Origin of the sequence: Vallitalea maricola, assembly GCF_036985595.1 — a bacterium.
Lineage (GTDB): Bacteria > Bacillota > Clostridia > Lachnospirales > Vallitaleaceae > Vallitalea > Vallitalea maricola.
Genome location: NZ_BTPU01000031.1, coordinates 113,024 through 133,172, shown reverse-complemented (window position 1 = coordinate 133,172; position 20,149 = coordinate 113,024). Strand labels below are relative to the sequence as shown.

17 protein-coding genes are annotated in these 20,149 nt (G+C 31.2%); all 17 read right to left on the bottom strand.

The window, feature by feature from the left end; translation table 11 throughout:
* Positions 1-75: 75 nt before the first annotated feature.
* Positions 76-789 carry a nuclease-related domain-containing protein gene (locus AACQ14_RS10885; protein WP_339363611.1) on the bottom strand — a complete coding sequence of 238 codons (714 nt, stop codon included), beginning with the start codon at positions 787-789 and terminating at the stop codon, positions 76-78.
* Between the two features lie 120 nt (positions 790-909).
* A complete protein-coding gene (locus tag AACQ14_RS10880) occupies positions 910-1,752 on the bottom strand; it encodes a DegV family protein (RefSeq protein WP_339363610.1) in 843 nt (280 codons plus the stop codon).
* 131 nt (positions 1,753-1,883) lie between these two features.
* Positions 1,884-3,143 (bottom strand): phosphoribosylamine--glycine ligase, encoded by a 1,260-nt coding sequence (gene purD / locus AACQ14_RS10875; RefSeq protein WP_339363609.1) that lies wholly within the window; start codon positions 3,141-3,143, stop codon positions 1,884-1,886.
* Positions 3,144-3,165: 22 nt separating this feature from the next.
* On the bottom strand, positions 3,166-3,792 hold the full coding sequence (gene purN / locus AACQ14_RS10870; RefSeq protein WP_339363608.1) for a phosphoribosylglycinamide formyltransferase: 627 nt from the start codon (positions 3,790-3,792) through the stop codon (positions 3,166-3,168).
* Positions 3,786-4,805, bottom strand: a complete 1,020-nt coding sequence (purM, locus tag AACQ14_RS10865) for a phosphoribosylformylglycinamidine cyclo-ligase (protein ID WP_339363628.1) — start codon at positions 4,803-4,805, stop codon at positions 3,786-3,788. Before purM ends, purN begins: the two co-directional genes overlap by 7 nt.
* A gap of 5 nt (positions 4,806-4,810) precedes the next feature.
* A complete protein-coding gene (gene purF, locus AACQ14_RS10860) occupies positions 4,811-6,202 on the bottom strand; it encodes an amidophosphoribosyltransferase (RefSeq protein WP_339363607.1) in 1,392 nt (463 codons plus the stop codon).
* 286 nt (positions 6,203-6,488) lie between these two features.
* Positions 6,489-7,202: a phosphoribosylaminoimidazolesuccinocarboxamide synthase gene (purC, locus tag AACQ14_RS10855; protein WP_339363606.1), complete on the bottom strand. Its 714-nt coding sequence runs from the start codon at positions 7,200-7,202 to the stop codon at positions 6,489-6,491.
* Between the two features lie 21 nt (positions 7,203-7,223).
* Complete coding sequence (gene purE / locus AACQ14_RS10850) at positions 7,224-7,742, bottom strand: 5-(carboxyamino)imidazole ribonucleotide mutase (protein WP_339363605.1); 519 nt, start codon at positions 7,740-7,742, stop codon at positions 7,224-7,226.
* Positions 7,743-7,758: 16 nt separating this feature from the next.
* Positions 7,759-8,919, bottom strand: coding sequence for a 5-(carboxyamino)imidazole ribonucleotide synthase (locus tag AACQ14_RS10845; RefSeq protein ID WP_339363604.1), 1,161 nt, complete (start codon positions 8,917-8,919; stop codon positions 7,759-7,761).
* Positions 8,920-9,124: 205 nt separating this feature from the next.
* Positions 9,125-9,784 carry a hypothetical protein gene (locus tag AACQ14_RS10840; RefSeq protein WP_339363603.1) on the bottom strand — a complete coding sequence of 220 codons (660 nt, stop codon included), beginning with the start codon at positions 9,782-9,784 and terminating at the stop codon, positions 9,125-9,127.
* Positions 9,785-9,847: 63 nt separating this feature from the next.
* Positions 9,848-11,926, bottom strand: coding sequence for an aminopeptidase (locus AACQ14_RS10835; RefSeq protein WP_339363602.1), 2,079 nt, complete (start codon positions 11,924-11,926; stop codon positions 9,848-9,850).
* Positions 11,927-11,994: 68 nt separating this feature from the next.
* A complete protein-coding gene (locus AACQ14_RS10830) occupies positions 11,995-12,549 on the bottom strand; it encodes a phosphatase PAP2 family protein (protein ID WP_339363601.1) in 555 nt (184 codons plus the stop codon).
* 341 nt (positions 12,550-12,890) lie between these two features.
* Entirely contained in the window at positions 12,891-13,940 is a 1,050-nt protein-coding gene (gene mglC, locus AACQ14_RS10825; protein WP_339363600.1) for a galactose/methyl galactoside ABC transporter permease MglC, read from the bottom strand.
* Positions 13,941-13,954: 14 nt separating this feature from the next.
* Positions 13,955-15,463 carry a galactose/methyl galactoside ABC transporter ATP-binding protein MglA gene (gene mglA, locus AACQ14_RS10820; RefSeq protein ID WP_339363599.1) on the bottom strand — a complete coding sequence of 503 codons (1,509 nt, stop codon included), beginning with the start codon at positions 15,461-15,463 and terminating at the stop codon, positions 13,955-13,957.
* 76 nt (positions 15,464-15,539) lie between these two features.
* Positions 15,540-16,649 carry a galactose ABC transporter substrate-binding protein gene (locus tag AACQ14_RS10815; protein WP_339363598.1) on the bottom strand — a complete coding sequence of 370 codons (1,110 nt, stop codon included), beginning with the start codon at positions 16,647-16,649 and terminating at the stop codon, positions 15,540-15,542.
* A gap of 227 nt (positions 16,650-16,876) precedes the next feature.
* Entirely contained in the window at positions 16,877-18,640 is a 1,764-nt protein-coding gene (locus AACQ14_RS10810; protein WP_339363597.1) for a sensor histidine kinase, read from the bottom strand.
* A complete protein-coding gene (locus AACQ14_RS10805; RefSeq protein ID WP_339363596.1) occupies positions 18,637-20,139 on the bottom strand; it encodes a response regulator transcription factor in 1,503 nt (500 codons plus the stop codon). Before AACQ14_RS10805 ends, AACQ14_RS10810 begins: the two co-directional genes overlap by 4 nt.
* Between the last annotated feature and the right edge of the window lie 10 nt (positions 20,140-20,149).

Below are 20,149 nucleotides of genomic sequence, written 5' to 3'. Positions count from 1 at the left end.
TCATATTCTAAAATATGCTTTTATAATATTAGGGGCTGTCAGTTAAACCCAGCCCCTAAATTAAACTACTCTATATTACATAACTTGACTCTTAAGCAGTTTAGTTATTTTTATTTGCTCATTTGGAGCTATTTTGACTCCATTATTCTTATAAGTTTTAATGTACTTAAGCAAGTCATCCTTATTCTTAGATAATACTACTATATTATTGGACTTGAATTGTATTCTAGATTCCTCATTGGAGAAATAAACTAATCCATGAACATCATATTGCATATTATTTCTTTTAAGAAGTTTGGTTAGTCCTAATACATGTCCTTTTACCTGCAAAGTAGGATTGTATAATTCTCTCCTGTATTCTTTACCACCTTTTCCGATCTTAACCTGAGTAAGATATTTGGAATTTCCATTACCACTTATAGTCCCTTTAATATTCTTAGCCTCTACAATGAATATTCCATTAGAACCTACAATTACATAATCAAGTTGACTAGATGTGTTCTTACCTTGTATTAATATATCTGAAATCACTTTATATCTTTTTGGTAAATCAGATAATAAATTTAATACTTCTTTTTCTCCCTTGAGTCCAGATTTTATTATATCAATATTTGTCTTCATCTTTTTAATATAAATACATAATATAAGTGTTGCTATTAATGAAAATCCATATGTATAAAAAGCTAATACTACACAAAGTATTGCAGCTATACTACAAATAATCATTTTGAGATATTCTAATAATATTTCTTTTCTCAGATGATTTGATTTGTTTACAATCTGTGCCACTTTTTTCAATCCTTTCTTAAAACAAAGAAGCTACCTATTTATCTTTAACATTATACATTATATCATAATTAATAGAAGGATTAAAAAAAACTTGGCATACACCAAGTTTTTTATCAAAAATTATACTTCATATGCTGCATAACCAATTAATCCTGGCCCTGTGTGAACCCCTAACGCTGGACTAATCTGTGAAATATGGCCTTCAACTATATTACCAATGTTTTTAATACTATTATATAATTGCTTGGCTTCTTCTTCTGCACCACCATGAATGATTGCTATATTATATTTTTTATCCTTGAATTCTTCCATAATCATAGATTTTATTTTACTTATAGATTTTCTTCTGCCTCGTACTTTTGCAATAGTAAAATAAACACCTTCATCATTAATTCCAATAATAGGCTTTATATTAAAAAACTCTCCAACTGTACCTTCAACTTTACCGATTCTACCGCCTTTTCTCAAGTAAGTCAGTGTTTTCAACACATAGCAGCCTTTCAATTTACTTCGAATCTCTTTTGCTCTATTAATGACATCTTCCATATTTTTTTGAGTATGTGCAATAGCAGCTGCCTCTTTCACTACAAATCCTAAAAATATACCTAATGTCTTAGAATCATATACTCTAATTTTGAGTCGTTCATAATCCTTAGCAAGCAGCTTAATTAGATTAAATGTTCCACTAAGATTAGAAGAAATCGTTATGACAACAGCATCAGTATACCCTTCATCCGCCAAGCTATCAAAAGCAGATAAAATATCTTCTGGTACAGGTAACGATGTTTTCGGTACCTCTCTCTCAATATTGTCATATACTTCCTGAGGTTTAATCTCAATACGATCCCTATATTCACGGTCATGATAAATAATTCTTAACGGAAGTAATTTTATATTGTATTTCTCAATGATACTATCAGGTAAATCACAAGCAGAATCAGTTAATATTGCTATTTTTTTCATAAGCGATTCCCTCCTAATGTCTATGTGGTTTTCAATACCACATAATATGTTAATTAAAATTATATCATATGTAATCAATTAACACAACCAAATACATTTTTTCTGACTTACCCGCAATATAACTAAATTAACTATTTTATCCCTATATCTTTTCTAAAATGCTTATTAGTAAAATCAACTTCTTCTACTGTTTTATAAGCAATATCTCTAGCTTCATCTATATCTTTACCAATAGCTGTCAATCCAAGTACTCTACCACCATTGGTAATTATTTTATCATCAACTTTTTTTGTTCCCGCATGAAAAACAATTACATCATCTTTATTTTTCTGTGCTTGTAGACCTTTTATCTCGTATCCTTTTTCATATTTTACAGGATATCCCCCAGAAGCTAAAATTACACAAACAGCCGCTTTGTCATCCCATTTTACATCTATCTCATTCAATTTTCCATCAATAGCATATTCAAAGATATCCAGTAAATCTGTTTGAAGCCTAGGTAATACAACTTGTGCTTCAGGATCACCAAATCTAGCATTATATTCTAGTAACTTAGGTCCTTTCTCTGTAAGCATCAACCCAAAAAACATTATCCCTGTGAAAGGTCTTCCTTCACTTTTCATCGCCTTCAATGAAGGTTCATATATTGTTTTTACACATTCTTTATGTATCTCATCTGTATAATATTTACTTGGTGAAAAAGTTCCCATCCCCCCAGTATTCAAGCCTTCATCTCCATCCAAAGCTCTTTTATGGTCCTGAGCACTAACCATTGGTATAATATTTTCTCCATCACAAAAAGATAAAACAGATACTTCTGGACCAGTCAAGAATTCTTCTATGACAATCTTATCTCCAGCATCACCGAATTTCTTATCAATCATGATTGTATCCACTGCTTCTTGTGCCTCTTCATATGTAGAACATATTAAAACGCCTTTTCCAAGAGCAAGTCCATCTGCTTTTATGACTATTGGATAATTACATTTTTTGATGTAATCATTTGCATCATCCACATTATCTATAACAACATATTCTGCTGTAGGAATATTATATTTTTTCATAAGGTCTTTTGAAAATATTTTGCTTCCTTCTATAATAGCGGCATTTTGTTTTGGACCAAATATCTTAAGTCCTTTGTTTTCAAATACATCTACAACTCCTAACATAAGAGGGTCATCCATACCTACTACTGTTAAATCTACTGGATTGCTCAATGCAAAATCTAATAGCCCTTTGATATCTGTTGCTGAAATATCTACACACTGGGCTAATTCTGATATTCCTGCATTACCAGGTGCACAATAGATTTTATCCACTCTTTTACTCTGAGATAATTTCCATATTATAGCATGTTCTCTCCCGCCGCTACCAATTACTAGTATATTCATCTATTCCATCCCTTCTTATATATTATTTACCTATAATTACCTTATTACCTTGTACATTAATCTTACCTTGTGCATATAATTTTATAGCTTCTGGATATATCACCCATTCAGCTTCTTCCATTACTCTTCGCTGTAGAATTTCTGGTGTATCATCCGCTCTAACATCAACAGCTTTTTGTAATATGATAGGACCTGTATCAGTACCTTCATCAACAAAATGAACTGTAGCACCTGTTACCTTAATTCCACGATCAATTACCCCCTGATGCACTTTAAGTCCATAGTACCCATCACCACAGAATGATGGTATTAATGAAGGATGAATATTCATAATTTTATTAGGGAATGCTTTTACAAGTTCCTCTGACAAGACTACTAGGTAACCTGCAAGAACTATTAAATCAATATCTAGAGATAAAAAATAATCTCTAAGGGCAATACAAAATTCTTGTCTTGACCCATAGTCTCTTGGTTTAATGCATTTACCTTGGATATTATATTTTTTTATTCTTTCCAAAGCATATGCATTTTCTTTGTTACTTACTACAGAAACGATTTCTGTATCAGGTATACTACCATCCCTAATTCTATCAATTATAGCCTGTAAATTAGTTCCCCCGCCAGAAACAAGAACTCCTATTCTTAGCATATAATTACCCCTTCGTCACCTTTTTCAACCGAACCGATTACATAACCCTTTTCACCTATAGATCCCAAAATATCTATTGCTTTTTCTGCTTCATCTTTATTAAGTATAAGAACCATACCAATACCCATGTTAAAAGTATTATAGATACTTCTTTCTTCCATTTCACCTAACTTCTGCATCAAGTTAAATATGTTATGAACAGGCCAAGTACCTTTATTTATCTTAGCACTAAACCCATCTTTTAATGCTCTAGGAATATTTTCGATAAAGCCACCACCAGTAATATGACTGATTGATTTTATTGTTACTTTATCTTTTAATTCACTAATTTGCTTTACATATATCTTAGTAGGCTTAATCAACTCTTCTCCTAGAGTACAACCTAATTCTTCTACATATTCTTCTAGCTTTTCCTTAGTAGGTTCAAAAAGTTTTCTGACAAGAGAATAACCGTTACTATGTATTCCAGATGATGGTAAACCTAGAAGTACATCTCCTTCTTGGGTCTTAGAACCATCAATAACCTTACTCTTATCAACGATACCTACAGCAAACCCAGCCATATCATATTCATTTTCAGGATAAAATCCTGGCATCTCAGCAGTTTCTCCACCAATAAGAGCCGCTCCAGATTGTCTACAGCCTTCAGCCACACCACTTACGATATCAGCTATCTTTTCTGGTATATTCTTGCCACAAGCTATATAATCCAAGAAGAAAAGTGGTTCAGCACCAGAGCATATAATGTCGTTAACACACATAGCTACTAAATCTATTCCTACAGTGTTATGCTTATCAGTTAAAAATGCAACTTTCAATTTAGTTCCTACACCATCTGTACCTGATACTAGAACCGGTTCTTCCATTCTATGTTTAGCTAATGAAAATAAACCTCCGAATCCCCCAAGGTCTGTTACAACACCTTCTGTAAAAGTGGTTTTAACATGTTTTTTCATTAATTCCACTGCTTTATATCCTGCTTCAACGTCTACTCCAGAAGCTTTATAATCCACTGCCATTATTTTTCCTCCTCATTATCAACATCCATTGGATATTTACCATTAAAGCATGCCATACAATAATCTCTTTTTCCATCTTTACATGTACTAAGCAAACCTTCATTGCTTATATATCCTAAACTATCTGCTCCAATCAAATCTTTTATTCCATCTATTGACATATTACCAGCTATTAGATTCTCCCTCTCAGGAGTATCAATCCCAAAATAACAAGAATGCTTAACTGGAGGTGAACTAATACGAACGTGGACTTCCTTCGCTCCTGCCGCTTTTAATAGATTAACAATCTTCTTGCTTGTTGTTCCTCTAACAAGAGAATCATCTATCATAACAACTCTTTTACCTTCAATATGACTTCTTATAGGATTTAATTTCATGTGTACCCCTAATTCTCTCATCTCTTGGCTTGGCTGAATGAATGTTCTTCCTACGTATCTATTTTTCATGAATCCACCAACATATTTAATTCCTGAAGCATGAGCAAAACCATGAGCAGCAGCAAGTCCAGAGTCCGGTACACCAACTACCACATCTGCATCTACAGGATGTTCCTTAGCTAATACAATACCCGCTTGGTATCTGGCACTATACACTTCAATTCCATCCATAATACTATCTGGTCTTGCAAAATATATATATTCAAATATACAAGAAGCTGATTTCTTAGGAACTTCTGTTTGAATTGATTTTATTCCTTCATTATTAACTACAATCATCTCTCCTGGCTCTACGTCCCTAATGAATTTTATACCAAGAGAATCAAAAGCACAGGATTCAGATGAGAACACATATGAATCTTCTTTCTTTCCAATAACAAGTGGTCTCATTCCCAATGGGTCTCTTACAGCAATAAGTTTATTAGGAGTCATTATAAGCAATGAATAAGCTCCCTTAATAATAGTCATTACTTCTCTTAATGCATCTTCAATAGCACTATACTTGATTCGAATTCGTGATAATAACGCCGCTATTACCTCAGTATCTGATGTTGTTTGAAATATGGTACCTTGTTCTTCCAACTCTTTTTTTATCTTACCAGCATTTGTTATATTCCCATTGTGAGCAATAGCCATATGCCCCTTTGTGTATTTTATAACTAAAGGTTGTGCATTCTCTGCATAACTCTCACCAGTTGTTGAATATCTCACATGACCTATAGCCGAATGCCCTTTCAGATAGTCAAGAACTACATCATCGAATATCTCTGATACCATTCCCATTTCTTTTCTATACAAAATAGTACCTTTATTATTAACCGCTATACCAGCACTTTCCTGACCTCTATGTTGAAGTGCAAAAAGTCCATAATAAGTAAGTCTTGATGTATCAAATTCATTATTATTATAAACTCCAAACACACCACATTCTTCTTTTAATTTATCATCAAACATGATATCTCCCTTCTAATATTCGTTAAGATTTGAATTACTTAAAAACTAAATAACTTACTAACTTCACTAGCCTAGTAGATAATATATATATATATAAACCGATTTTTAAATATTTATTAGAAAATCTTAGTGAGTGGAAATAAATATTACGTTAAGAACCTTAACTGTTTGACGTCAGGAGTTGTTAAGGTTTAGTAATATTTATTGGAACGAACTTAGTTTTTTCTTTAAATATTTAACATGAGGTGTTTTATATATATATTATCTACGGTAAAACACTAATAATTTAAGAATTCCCTAAAGTTCTTTTTAATATTTCTTGATAAGCACCCTCTACATTACCAAGGTCTCTTCTAAAACGGTCTTTATCAAGTTTTTCTCCTGTATTCTTGTCCCAGTAGCGGCATGTATCTGGAGAAATTTCATCAGCTAAGATAACTGTTCCATCAGAAGTTCTGCCAAACTCAAGTTTAAAATCAATAAGCTCTATATTAATGGAATCAAAATATTCTGAAAGTATTTCGTTAATTTTAAATGACATCTCAGAAATCTTATCAAGTTCTTCTTTAGTAGCTAATGAAAGAGCATAGATATGAAAATCATTAACCATAGGATCACCAAGTTCGTCATTCTTGTAGCAATATTCAAGAACTGTTTTGTCAAGCTTAGTGCCTTCTTCAAGTCCTAATCTCTTGCTTAAGCTTCCAGCTGCTATATTTCTAACAATAACCTCTAGAGGTACAATCTCTACTTTTTTAACTACTGTTTCACGGTCATTTATCTCTTCTACAATATGAGTAGGTATACCTTTTTTCTCTAGTATTCCCATCAAGTAATTAGAAACTCTGTTGTTGATGCTTCCTTTATCTTGTATTGAACCTTTTTTAACACCATTAAATGCTGTAGCATCATCTTTATAAGATACTATTAACATGTTCTCATCATCAGTTTTAAATACCTTTTTCGCTTTACCTTCATATAATAATTCTGTTTTTTTCATCTAATCATCCTCCTATTATAATTAATTCATACTTTCTAAATATTTATCGTACTTTATTTTTTCTAGTTTATTAGCTTTTTCTTTAACTGTCTCTCGTAGATTATTTTTATATTCTTCAACTTTCTGACTTACATTCTCATCAAATGCTCCTATTATTGATGAAGCTAATATTCCTGCATTTTTAGCTCCATTGATAGCTACTGTAGCTACAGGTATTCCCGGTGGCATCTGAACAATAGAATATAATGAATCAATACCATTCAATGTTCTTGTCTTAACAGGTACTCCAATAACTGGAAGTGTAGTAAGTGATGCAACCATACCTGGTAAATGCGCCGCTCCTCCAGCTCCTGCAATAATGACTTTTAATCCTTTTTCTTTGGCACTTTTTGCATAATCAAATAATCTTTCTGGAGTTCTATGAGCTGATACAACAGTTAACTCATAAGATATCTGAAATTCATCTAGTATCTTAGCCGCTTCTTGCATAACAGGTAGATCCGAGTCACTACCCATAATAATTCCAACCATAGGTTTCATAATAATAACCTCCTCATTATCCTTTTTGACTAATAACTCTTAGTCCTCTCTTAGCTTTTTCAGCTTTTTCTACTGCCTCATCAATTGTGTCAGCACACACTGTAATATGACCCATTTTTCTTTTAGGTCTTACTTCTTCTTTGCCATAGATATGAACTTTTGCGATTCCATCATTATAGACTTTATCTAAACCTTCATAATATGCTATTCCTGACTCACCATCTTCACCTAGAAGATTTCTCATTACTGTTGGACATCTAAGACTTACATCTCCAAGTGGTAAACCTGTAATAGCTCTTATATGCTGCTCGAATTGGGATGTCAAACATCCTTCAATAGTATAATGCCCAGAATTATGTGGTCTTGGTGCTACTTCGTTAATTAATATATTATCATTCTTAGTAACAAACATTTCAACGCAGAACATACCTACGCCTGCAAAAATCTCCATTACTCTATGGGCTAATTTCATCGCTTCTTCTGTACATTTCCTAGAAATATCTGCTGGAACTCTTGTTTCATCTAATATACTGTCTACATGAATATTTTCTCCTACTGGATATACTGTTATTTCTCCATTTATTCCTCTACAAGCAAGGACAGATATTTCTTTTTTCAGGTCAACAAATTTTTCCACCATCAAAGGAATTGTTCCGTTACCTAATTGTCTGTAGGATTCTTCTATTAATTTTTCGTTTTCTACAACATAGTTACCTTTACCATCGTAACCACCTGTACAAGTTTTTAACATCATCGGATAACCAAATTCTTGACCTGCGTTTATTAAATCTTCTGTGGACTGGACTAACATAAAATCTGGAACTGCTACATCATTTTTAAGAAGTGTGTATTTTTGATCATATTTGTTTTGAATTATTTCCAAGCTCTTTGCAGTAGGGTAAATTATATACCCTTCATCTTCTAATTTCTTTAAAATATCTACATTGATATGTTCGAATTCATATGTAATTACGTCAACTTTTTCCGCCATTGTTCGTATTGCCTTCTCATCATCGAAAGAAGCCAATATATGTTCATCAGATATACTATGTGATGGGCAAGACTCTGAAGGATCTAATGTTATAACATAGAATCCCAACCGTTTAGCATCTAAAATCATCATCTTTCCCAATTGTCCTCCACCAATAATCCCAATCTTTTTAGAAAGATTATTCATTACGAACAACTCCTTAATCATATTTGCGTTTTAATAGGCTGTAAAATCATTTTACAAATAAAATTAGAATAAGTCAATAGATTTCCGAACATTTTTTGATATTTTAATAAAAACATTCACTTTTTTAACCATTATTTATATAAGCAACTATCATAAAATAGTAAAAGAAAAAGACAAAAGTATACACTCTTGTCTCTTGCATTTATTATTCCATATCTAAAAACCATTTTATAACTTTTTTGCTTTCTTCAATTTTGAGAGTATTACTAACAACACCAATTACTTTTTCAGAATCTCCAACCATAACCGTTTTGATTTTTTCATTATCAGTTACATCAATTCCATAAATCTGCTCATTGGTATCCTCTTCGCTTTTACTTTTTAGAAGTCTATCATTAAGATTATTCAATTCATCTTCTGAAAATACTTGGTCTAGAGGAAGCATGGATCCTTGAAGCACTAAGGAATCAAACTGCTCTTTGTCCAGAATTAATACATCAAGTTCTCTGGCTGAAATATTAGCTACAAATTTTGTTTGTGTTGCCATTTGCATCTGAGGGTCTTCTATTCCAAAAATATAGGTATTGAAGAACACCTTTTTATTACCCATTTCCTCAGTTACTATTATTGGGTTCAATTCTTTTTCTAATGGCTCTGTGTTATCTGCAAAAATACTGCTGCCTACAAAATTGACACTTACTGCTGATTTTGGTGGTGGATTGAAAACCCATATATTCAGAAAGCTTCCAACAATAATCAGAACTAGTATGCCAGCAAAAAAATGCAGCTTGTAATATTCCCAGATATATTCAACTTTTTCTTTCCTTGTTAACTCCTTGAATTTTGCTTTGTTTGATTTTTTCATCTGCTTATCACCTTGTTTTATCTATTTTGCAAAATAATATATAAAGACTATTATATCATAATTTTAAGCTTCATCAAGGGCTTTATTTAATTCTTCTGTTCCTTCAAGAACAAATCTACCATCTTTTATCAATCCAATACGTTCATTATCTTTGGTAATTACATCAATTGACTTAAGTCCACTATATGGTATTGTTATATCGGTATGCTTACCAGTATATGCTTCATCCATATTTGTATTTCTAAGTATTGATTTTTCGTTATCTCTAGCAATTATTTCTTTTCCATCTGAATTATATACAGGAGTATCTTCGCTCCATGCAAAACAAGTGTCACCAATTGCAAAGTGAGGTCCTGTTTTCTCTGTTATCAATATTGGCAGTACATCATCAATATTATATTTATGTGCCATTACATATGCTGTAGTATTGGTTCCTATAGCAAACTCTCCAAGTGGCAATGTTTCATTAGGGAAAATCAAGTTTTCATATACGTATTTTTTATTTTCTTCAATATCATCAAAATTAGTACATGTATATGTGTCAACATATCCATCTTTGAAAGTTATTTCTAGGTTATTATATTTCAATCCATTAAGGAATACTTCTTCAACGAATAATGTACCATTAGTACCTTTTAAAGTTGGTGATGTATATACTTCTCCTAGAGGAATGTTAACATCAGCTAAACAATTGTGGAAAAGTGATTCTTTTTCTGGGTCTTTTATTTCATGTAATTTAACCATTATATCAGTTTTATTAGAGCCTTTTCCTTGTACGTGAGCATATTCACCCTTATCTAACGCATCTATTAGTTTCTGTTGTATTTTTTCATATACATTCACATCAAGGGTGTTGACTTTTATTGTATAATCAAATATTTCTTCAAATTTATCTCCTATTTCAGGTACTGGATATGATACCATAGTAAAACTATAATTTTCGCCTGATAAATATTTACAAAGAAGTTGTTTTGCTTTCATTTGAAGATTTTTATTAAGAACTGTTTGTTCGTCATCTAGTTTAACACATTCTTTCTTGGTTTCTGGATAGAATGGCTTTTGTCCAAAACCTTCAAGCACAGCAGGACCACCTTGAGCATGTAAATTAGCACCAAGTTGATTTATATGTTTTTCACATGCCTCCTGCTTAAGTTTTGCATATTCATCATCAAGGTATAATGCATAATCATATCTATGGTCATAAAAATATTGTTTATTAGGCATAGTAGAATACATCTTAGTGAAAGCATAATTGTATTCAATATTAGTTATTGTTTCTATAGTAATGATAGGTCTTAGATTCAATTTTTCAAAGTTAGCTATAACTTCTCTCATAACACGTTCAAAACCTATTTGATATCTTAAGCTGACTGCTGATTTAATCGTGATATCTTTGTTGTCGTTTATAAATCCTATACGATAACCTTCTGACATAATATCAGCCATGTATTCAATCTTTTCTTTTGGTATATCATTAAGATACTCTGCTATTTTAATTTCATTGTATCCTATGTAATTTCCATATTTAAATAAATATCTAAGATCAGCTAAATCATCATTTTTAACCATATCAGTAAGATAAGATTTATTAGGATTACTCATTTCATCATAATATAACTTAACTTCTTGACCTACATATTCTTTAGCGTCAGCTAATATGAATTCTTTTAATCTGCATTGTGATATTTCTTGATTATCCATAATGTAATTATAGAATTGAATAAATAACTTATTAACCCTATACATCATAAAAATCTTATGCTGATAAGCTAATTGTACATATTCATGTACTTTTGTGTATAGGTAGCATAATGCCTGACCAATTTGATTACCAAATTGTGAAACAGCATAACTTGGATTACCATAACATGTATCATAATTATCATGTAACACGTCTTTGTACATTTTTTCATTAAAGTCTTTTAATTGTTCAAAAGTATTGTTTTCAAAATATACTTCATCTAATTCTTTTTCATGGTCAGCCATCATAATTATGAACCTGCCGAGTTCATTAAAATATTTTCCATATCCATCCTTTTTCTCTGTACAATCAACTACCATTTTAATCTTTTCTAAAGATTTTTCGTATGAATCTAAAATAGGTTCATTTTCTTTTTTATAATACTCCTTGTAATCAAACATAATTTTACTCCTTTTAAATTATATATTTCTATATTTAGTATGATCTATATTTGGTATCTTTATATAGTTTAACTTTTGTCTGTAATCAGCCCTTTTGCTCTAGCAATTTTCGTTGCTGTAAAAGATACTATAAAAGCTATAATTATACTGAGCAATACATCTGTTGGATAATGCACTGATAAATAAACTCTTGATAATGTTATAACAATAGCTAAAATAAGAATAGGTAAATATACTTTCCACTTTTTCACCAAAAAAGCTACTATAAATGCTACAGAAAAACTACTTATTGCATGTCCCGAAGGCATTGAAAAACTATTTAATTTATCAATGATAATATCTAAACCTAGTGCATCATATGGTCTAATCCTACCAATAGCATTTTTTAGTATCAGTTCACCTAAGATAGTATTAGTAATTAATACAGTTGCGGCTATTATACCAACAGTTCTATATTTTTTACTTGCTAAAAGCAATATACATATGACTATCCAAACCAAACCAGCATTACCAATACGTGAAAAGAATACCATTATACTGTCCAGTACAGGTGTTCTTAGATGTTCAGATATATATAGTATAATATTTTGGTCAATTCGATTTATTGTACTAAATATTGTCATCACCTCTCATCTGAATGTTAAACAATTATTACTTAGTCTTTTGTTAAAATAATTTCTAGTTTGGTATTGATATTCAAACATAAATATAAGAGTTAACCTCTTACCAGCTAACTCTTATATTATACCTTATATTCACTTTTTTTTCCAACTATTATATAGTACCAATTTGTATTTATTTTGAAATATTATCCACTTTTATATTTGTATTATCCAATCCCTCTTTTTTGTTATAACCTCTTCTATTATATAGATGCTTAACACCTATTATCACTGCGAATATATAAAATCCACAACCTAATATCGTTTTAATATCCCATTCTCCTATGACGTTCTCTCCTCTCTTATTTCTTTTTGATATATTTTCTAGTGTCTATTGCAACAGCAATAAGAATTATCATACCTTTTACCACATATTGAAGATATGGATCTACTCCAATATACGCTAGACCAAAGTTAATTACTTGGAATATAATAACCCCAGTTACAATACCTGCTACTGAACCAACTCCACCCATGAGTGAAACACCACCAACAACACAGGCTGAAATAGCATCTAATTCATAGCCTAGACCAAGATTATTGGTTGCTGAACCTGTACGTCCTAATTCAAGTAATCCAGCAGCTCCATATAATACTCCGGCAATTACATATATTATTAAAGTTGTCTTGACAATACTAACACCAGATACTGCCGCAGCTTCTGCATTACCTCCAACAGCAAACATATTCTTGCCTATTCTGGTTTTATTCCATATGAACCATATGAATAAAATTGATATTAGAGCGAAAATCATAAGGAATGATATATAAAATTCATCTGAACCAAATTTAAGTTTTAATAATTTACCTTGAGCGATATATTTAAAACCTTCATTCAAGCTTGTTATAGGTGAACCGCCTAAAGCATTATAATAACTTGAAGCTGCTCCATATAGAACTAATTGCATACCTAATGTAGCGATAAATGGTGTAATATGTAATTTAGCTGTCAACCACCCATTAATAAATGATGCAAAAGTTATCAATAGAATTATAAATAAAATTGATAATGCAATGAACCATCCTGATGTTGGCAGATTAGGAAATATTCTTCTAGAAAAACCAGGTGATTGCATTAAGCTTGCTCCCACAACCCCTGCTAATCCTACCATCCTACCAATAGATAAGTCTGTTCCAGCAAGTACAATGATACCTCCTACACCAAGAGCAAGCATACATCTTGTTGAAGCCTGAGTTAATATTGTAGCCAGACTTCGCCATGATACTATAGATGAATCCTCTATTATAATTACTATAATCATGATGAGTAGTACAAAATATATTGCATATTTAAGAAGTAAGTCGCTTATCTTCTTTTTATCAAATGATATCTTTCTGATTATCTTATCCATGTATTTTATCCTTTCTATATATATTTTGCTGCAAGTGCCAATACTTCTTCTTGAGTTGTTGAAGCGGTTTCTACACATCCTGCTAGATGACCATTACTCATAACAATTATTCTATCAGTTATACCAAATAATTCAGGCATCTCAGAAGAGATAACTATAACACCTTTACCGTTACAAGCTAATTCATTAATAAGTTGATAAATCTCATATTTAGCACCAACATCTATACCTCTTGTAGGTTCATCCAACAATAATATCTCTGGATTAGTTAATAGCCATTTTCCAATAACTACTTTTTGTTGGTTACCTCCAGATAGAGTCCCTATTTTAGTTTTTTCAGATGGCGTCTTAACTCTCATACTATCTATAACCCATTTGGTATCCACCTTGGATTTAGATTCATTAATGACACCACCACTGCAATAGCTGTCTATATTAGAAATAATACTATTAAAGTAAACAGATAAACCTGCAAAAAGACCAGTTTTCCTTCGTTCTTCTGTTACCAGAGCAAATCCATTTTTAATTGCCTCTCTAGCATTATTATTTTTCACTTCTTTACCATGCAAATATATATTTCCTGATTCTTTCTTACGTATTCCAAATATGGTTTCCAATAATTCTGTTCTTCTTGAACCCATAAGACCTGCTACCCCTAATATCTCACCTTTTCTTAGTTCAAAACTAACTCCTTTGACTTTTGGAGCATAAAAAGATTTTAGGTCTTTTACTTCTAATATAACTTCACTAGGTTTATTCTTCTTTTCCGGGAAACGATTTGTTAAATCACGCCCTACCATGAGTTTTATTATTCTATCTGTTGTTAAATTATCAGCACTTTCAGTTGCAATATACTTACCATCTCTCATAACCGTCACTTCATCAGCTATTTCCAGTATTTCTTCCATCTTATGAGAAATATATATAATACCTACTCCCTGTTCTTTTAAACTATTGATTATTCTAAATAAATGATGTACCTCTTTTTCAGTCAAAGAGGATGTTGGTTCATCCATAACAACAATCTTGGCATTATATGAAACAGCCTTTGCAATTTCAACCATCTGCGCTTGAGATACAGATAGGTTTTCTATCTTTTCTTTTGGATCAATATCAATGTTAAGGTCTTCAAATATTTTTTTGGTTTTATCATACATTTGTTTTTCATCAACAACGATACCCTGCATTGGAAATCGCCCTAACCAAATATTATCTACAACTCTTGTTTGTCTTACTTGATTTAATTCTTGATGTACCATTGAAACTCCGTTTTCCAAAGCCTCTTTTGCATTCTTATAATTTATTTCTTTTCCCGATACCTTTATTGTTCCTGCATCTTTCAAAAAGATACCAAACAGACATTTCATCAAAGTAGATTTACCTGCACCGTTTTCTCCCATTAATGCATGAACAGTTCCTTGTCTTAAAGCAAATTTAACATTATCAAGAGCTTTTACACCAGGAAACTCTTTTGTTATACCAGTCATTTCTAATACTAATTCATTCTGCTTTTGCTCATTCATATTTATCACCATACCTAAAAAGATTAGGGCTGTCGTATTATCCGACAGCTCCGTATTTTAATTCAATAATATATATCTATTCCATGCCATAAGCTTTTTTAGCTAAATCCAAATTATCTTTTGTTATTGGTTGATATGGTATCCTAACTGCTTTTGTTTCATCAAGTGAGAAATCCAGACCATCTAGAACATCTTTTCCTGCTGCGGAGTTGATAGCCATTTCAATGGAAACTCTACCTTGATTTAATGGGTCATTAAGCACTGTACCAAGCATTATATCTTGTTGAATCAAATCCAATGCTTCTGGAATAGCGTCAACTCCAACAACTGGCATATATTTACCCTCTGAAAAATATCCATCTGCTTTTAGAGCTTCTACAACACCAAGTGCCATACCATCATTATTACATAAAACCATTTCTATTTTATCGCCTTCTTTACCTAACCATGTTGTCATTAACTCTTTACCTTTTGTTGCATCCCACATACCAGTTTGTTTTTCTAATTCCTCTACTTTGATTCCTTCATTTTTGATATATTCAACTGAATATTTAGTACGAGCTTCAGCATCAGGATGACCTGGTTCTCCCATCAACATAACATATTGCATCACACCATCCCCGTTCCTATCCCACTCTGGATGTGCTTTCCAAGCTTCAGCTACTAATTTACCCTGAATATCTCCTGATTCTTTTGATTGTGTTCCTACATACCATACTTTGTCATAATCTATCTTATCTGTTCCTTCTGGATATTCTTTGTTAACAAATATCAAAGGTATATCAGCAGCTTTTGCCTTATCAGCAATTGTTGGTGCTGCACCTGGGTCAACAAGATTGATTACTAATGCTTTCACACCTTTATTAATCATTACATCTACTTGGTCATTTTGTACGGATTGATTGTTCTGAGAATCATTCATAACAAGTTCTGCATTCCCCTCTGCTGCTGATGTCATGGCATTTCTAGTATAAGTCATGAAGTTATCATCAAATTTATAGATTGTTACCCCTACTTTAGGTTTATCAGTCGTATTATCCCCACTAGTTCCTTGATCCTTTTCACTGCTGCTTTGGTTACTATCATTACCTCCAGTAGGTTCAGCATCTTTTTCTTTTGAACCACAACCTACAAATAAACTCATAACTAGTAATGTTGTAAGTAATAATCCCATTATCTTTTTCATCTAACTACCTCCTATAATTGTATATTTCTTATAAATTATTTCTTTTACAGCTAGTATTTTACCACCTTTATTATAATAGATTTAGCAATATTTTATTGTCATTTAGTAATTTTTTACTAATTACATGTAATTATATGGGTTTTATAGTAATTATTTTATATCAATCGTAATAATTTATTATGTCAAAAAAATAAGACTCTTTTATAAGAAAGAAAATAGCTATCACGCTAACAAGCAATAACTATTTTAACTGATGTACCAATATTAGGAGTGCTTTGAACTGATAAACTTGCTTTGTCATTATATACAAGCTTTAATCTTTGTTTTGTATTTTCTAAGCCTATACTTTTACAATATGTCTTGAAACTTGTTTTTTCATTTGATGCTTTATTATTGATACCGTCGCCATTATCAATTATCTCACAGGTCAATATATCATTTAGTAGAGAAACAAAGATCTTGATATCACCATTTTCTTTGTTGGAAAAAGCATGAAAAAAAGCATTTTCAACTATAGGCTGTAATAGTAATTTGGGAATAAGCAAGTCTAATGCTCTGTCATCAATATAGTAAGATACTTGTATTTTTTCTCCGTATCTCATACTATTGATTTTTGCATAGTTTTTGAGATTATTAATCTCTTCTTCTACCGTTACCATTTCATCAGTTTTTGATATTGTATTTTGCAGTAATGCTATAAAAGCATTAATCATCTCATCTACCGCTTTATTATCTCCCTGCCAGGCTAGATATTTAATTGATGCTAGAGTATTATACATGAAATGAGGATTAATCTGCATCTGTAAAGCTGATAATTCAGCTGATCTTCTTTGTTCTTGCTCTTCCATTAATTTATCAATATATGATTCCAATTCCAGTACCATCTGATTATATGCCGCACTTAGTCTTCTTACCTCATAACCACCTTCTATAGGAACTTTTTGTTTAAAATTGGATTCTGTCGCTACTTCCATAGTATCTACCAATTTGGTTAATCTGCTAGTTGTCTTTTTAGTTATTATAAGGATTATAGAACATGTTAGTAATGCAATTATACCCGATAGAAGTATAATATAATATTTTGATTTCAAGAAAACCTTAGATACAATACTGGTATCACTTAGAATAACTAAATAAAAATCCATATTTTGAATATATCTAGCTGTCAATAGATATGGTTTCTGGTCAAATTGGGTACGTATATACTTAGAACTTTTTATTGATTCTTTTACCATTGTAAGGATGTCTCCACGTTCTTCTCCTATATATTTTTTCATACTACTTGATAGGACTTGTCCTGTTTTGCTAAGTATTATTACGTCATTTCCTCTTACCATATATTTTTTATATAGGGAACTGTAATTTTCCTCTGTAATACTTATGAACATATCCCCGAAAAAAGTATTGTTGATAGGTTCTTCCAATCCTTTTGTGATAACAATAGATGGCTGTGAAGAAGCATAACCATTGAATCCACTTGTTATATAATGGTAAGTATTAGAAGGATTTTGTTTATATTGTTTATAAAATCCCATCTCCATTATTTTATCTTTTGTCGTAGAAGTGACACCTATATAATTGTCTGTATAATAATTTTTATTATTTCCTATAACGAATATATTGAACATAGGTACACCATAATTATTATTTATTCGAAATAATTCATTCTGTAGACTATACCTTTTATAGAAACGTTTAGTTTTTGGCATGTACTCTGTACAATACACTTTTAAATTGTTGCTTCGCCCATATTCTTCCATCAAGTTATAAGCCTTATAATTCAGATTTTTCAGTTCATCTACAATTCTATCCCCAATCTTTTGATTAGATGTATTATATGTGTTGATATATAATTTTTCTCCTGTACTAATTGTCACTGTAGCTACTACTACAGTTGATATTATTAGACCACATAACGTGACAAGAACAATTTTAGTAAATAAAGAAAGTCTTATAATTTTATCTGCTGATTTTATTTTTCTTAATCTCATTTCATATACATCCTTCTGTAGGTTGTTGGTGTGTAACCAGTCAATTTTTTAAAAACCTTGGTAAAATAGTTAGGGGATGAATAACCAACCAACTCACTAACATAGGATATTTGAATAGAAGGTTCAACTAGAAATTCTTTCGCCTTTTGTATTCTAACCCCATTAAGATAATCATTAAAACTTTCTTTGTAGTGATTATTGAAATAAGCAGATAAATAAGAATAACTAATATGAAATTCATTAGCGATTCCTTGGAGATTGATTTGTTCTTTATAATTGAGATTAATATAGTCAAGTATCTGTTGCATCATCCTGCTTGTAGTCCCTATTTTTATCAAGGATTGTATATACTCTTTTATTTCATTGAAGTATTCAATTATCTCTTTCAATGTAATAGCATTGGATATATTATTGAAAAACAAAATCTTTTTGGTATTTACTTCCTCATATTTATCTTCTCTAATAAAAATAATATTAAAAAGATTATAAATAACGTTTTGAACAATGGCTTTTATCTCGTTACCCATAAGACCATTTTGAAAAGTTAGTTTGTTAAGATATGTTTCCAAGTATTCAAGGGCAGTAACTGAGTCGGATGTAGCTATATGCATAAATTCTTTTGTATCAAATTTTAATCTATCCTTATTTTTATATGTTTCCAAAGAAACACTTATATGCCCATTTTCATAACCATAAAAATGGTATTGTGATAAGCTTTTTATTTCTTCATAAGCTTTTAAGAGATTTGAAGATGAATTAATCCCATCTATTTTCATTGAAAAAACAGTAATAATTATATTTTCAAGATTGTTGGTTAGTTGATTCCATTTATCATTGATATCAAATCTTTCTTGGGATTTATGATTAATAATGAATATATGTATGTTTTGAGATTTTCCTATGTATATATAATTGTAATTCCTAAATGTTTCATTAATCTTATCATTAACTAAACTGACATCAATAGAATCATTAGTACATTGCTGATAACCTATTATTGTATACTCTGCTTGATTAAAACAATCGCTTATTAATTGTTCATCCAAAATTTTATCCTCTAACATTTTTAGCATCTGTTTTCCTGCATCATCTTCTTTTTTGATATCACATACAGGTTGTCCAAATTTCTTTTGTAGAGGTATTAATATATCTAGTAATTGGTCTGCTGTGAGTGTAGGTTTTAGAATATAATCTGCAACCCCATACTTGAACGCAGTTTTTACATAATCAAAATTATCATATCCACTTAAAATTACAATCTCAATATCCGGATAACGTTTTTTTATTATTTTAGATAGCTCTATGCCGTCAATATTAGGCATGACTATATCGCATAAGATTATATGCGGATGTACCTTTTCAATTAGTTCTAATGTCTGAGTGGCATTAGTTGCTTCCCCCACAATTGTAAAACCATATTTTTTCCAATCCAACATATGCATGATACCTTGTCTTAATAAGTATTCATCATCTACAACTATAATTTTGCACCATTCCATATACCATTCT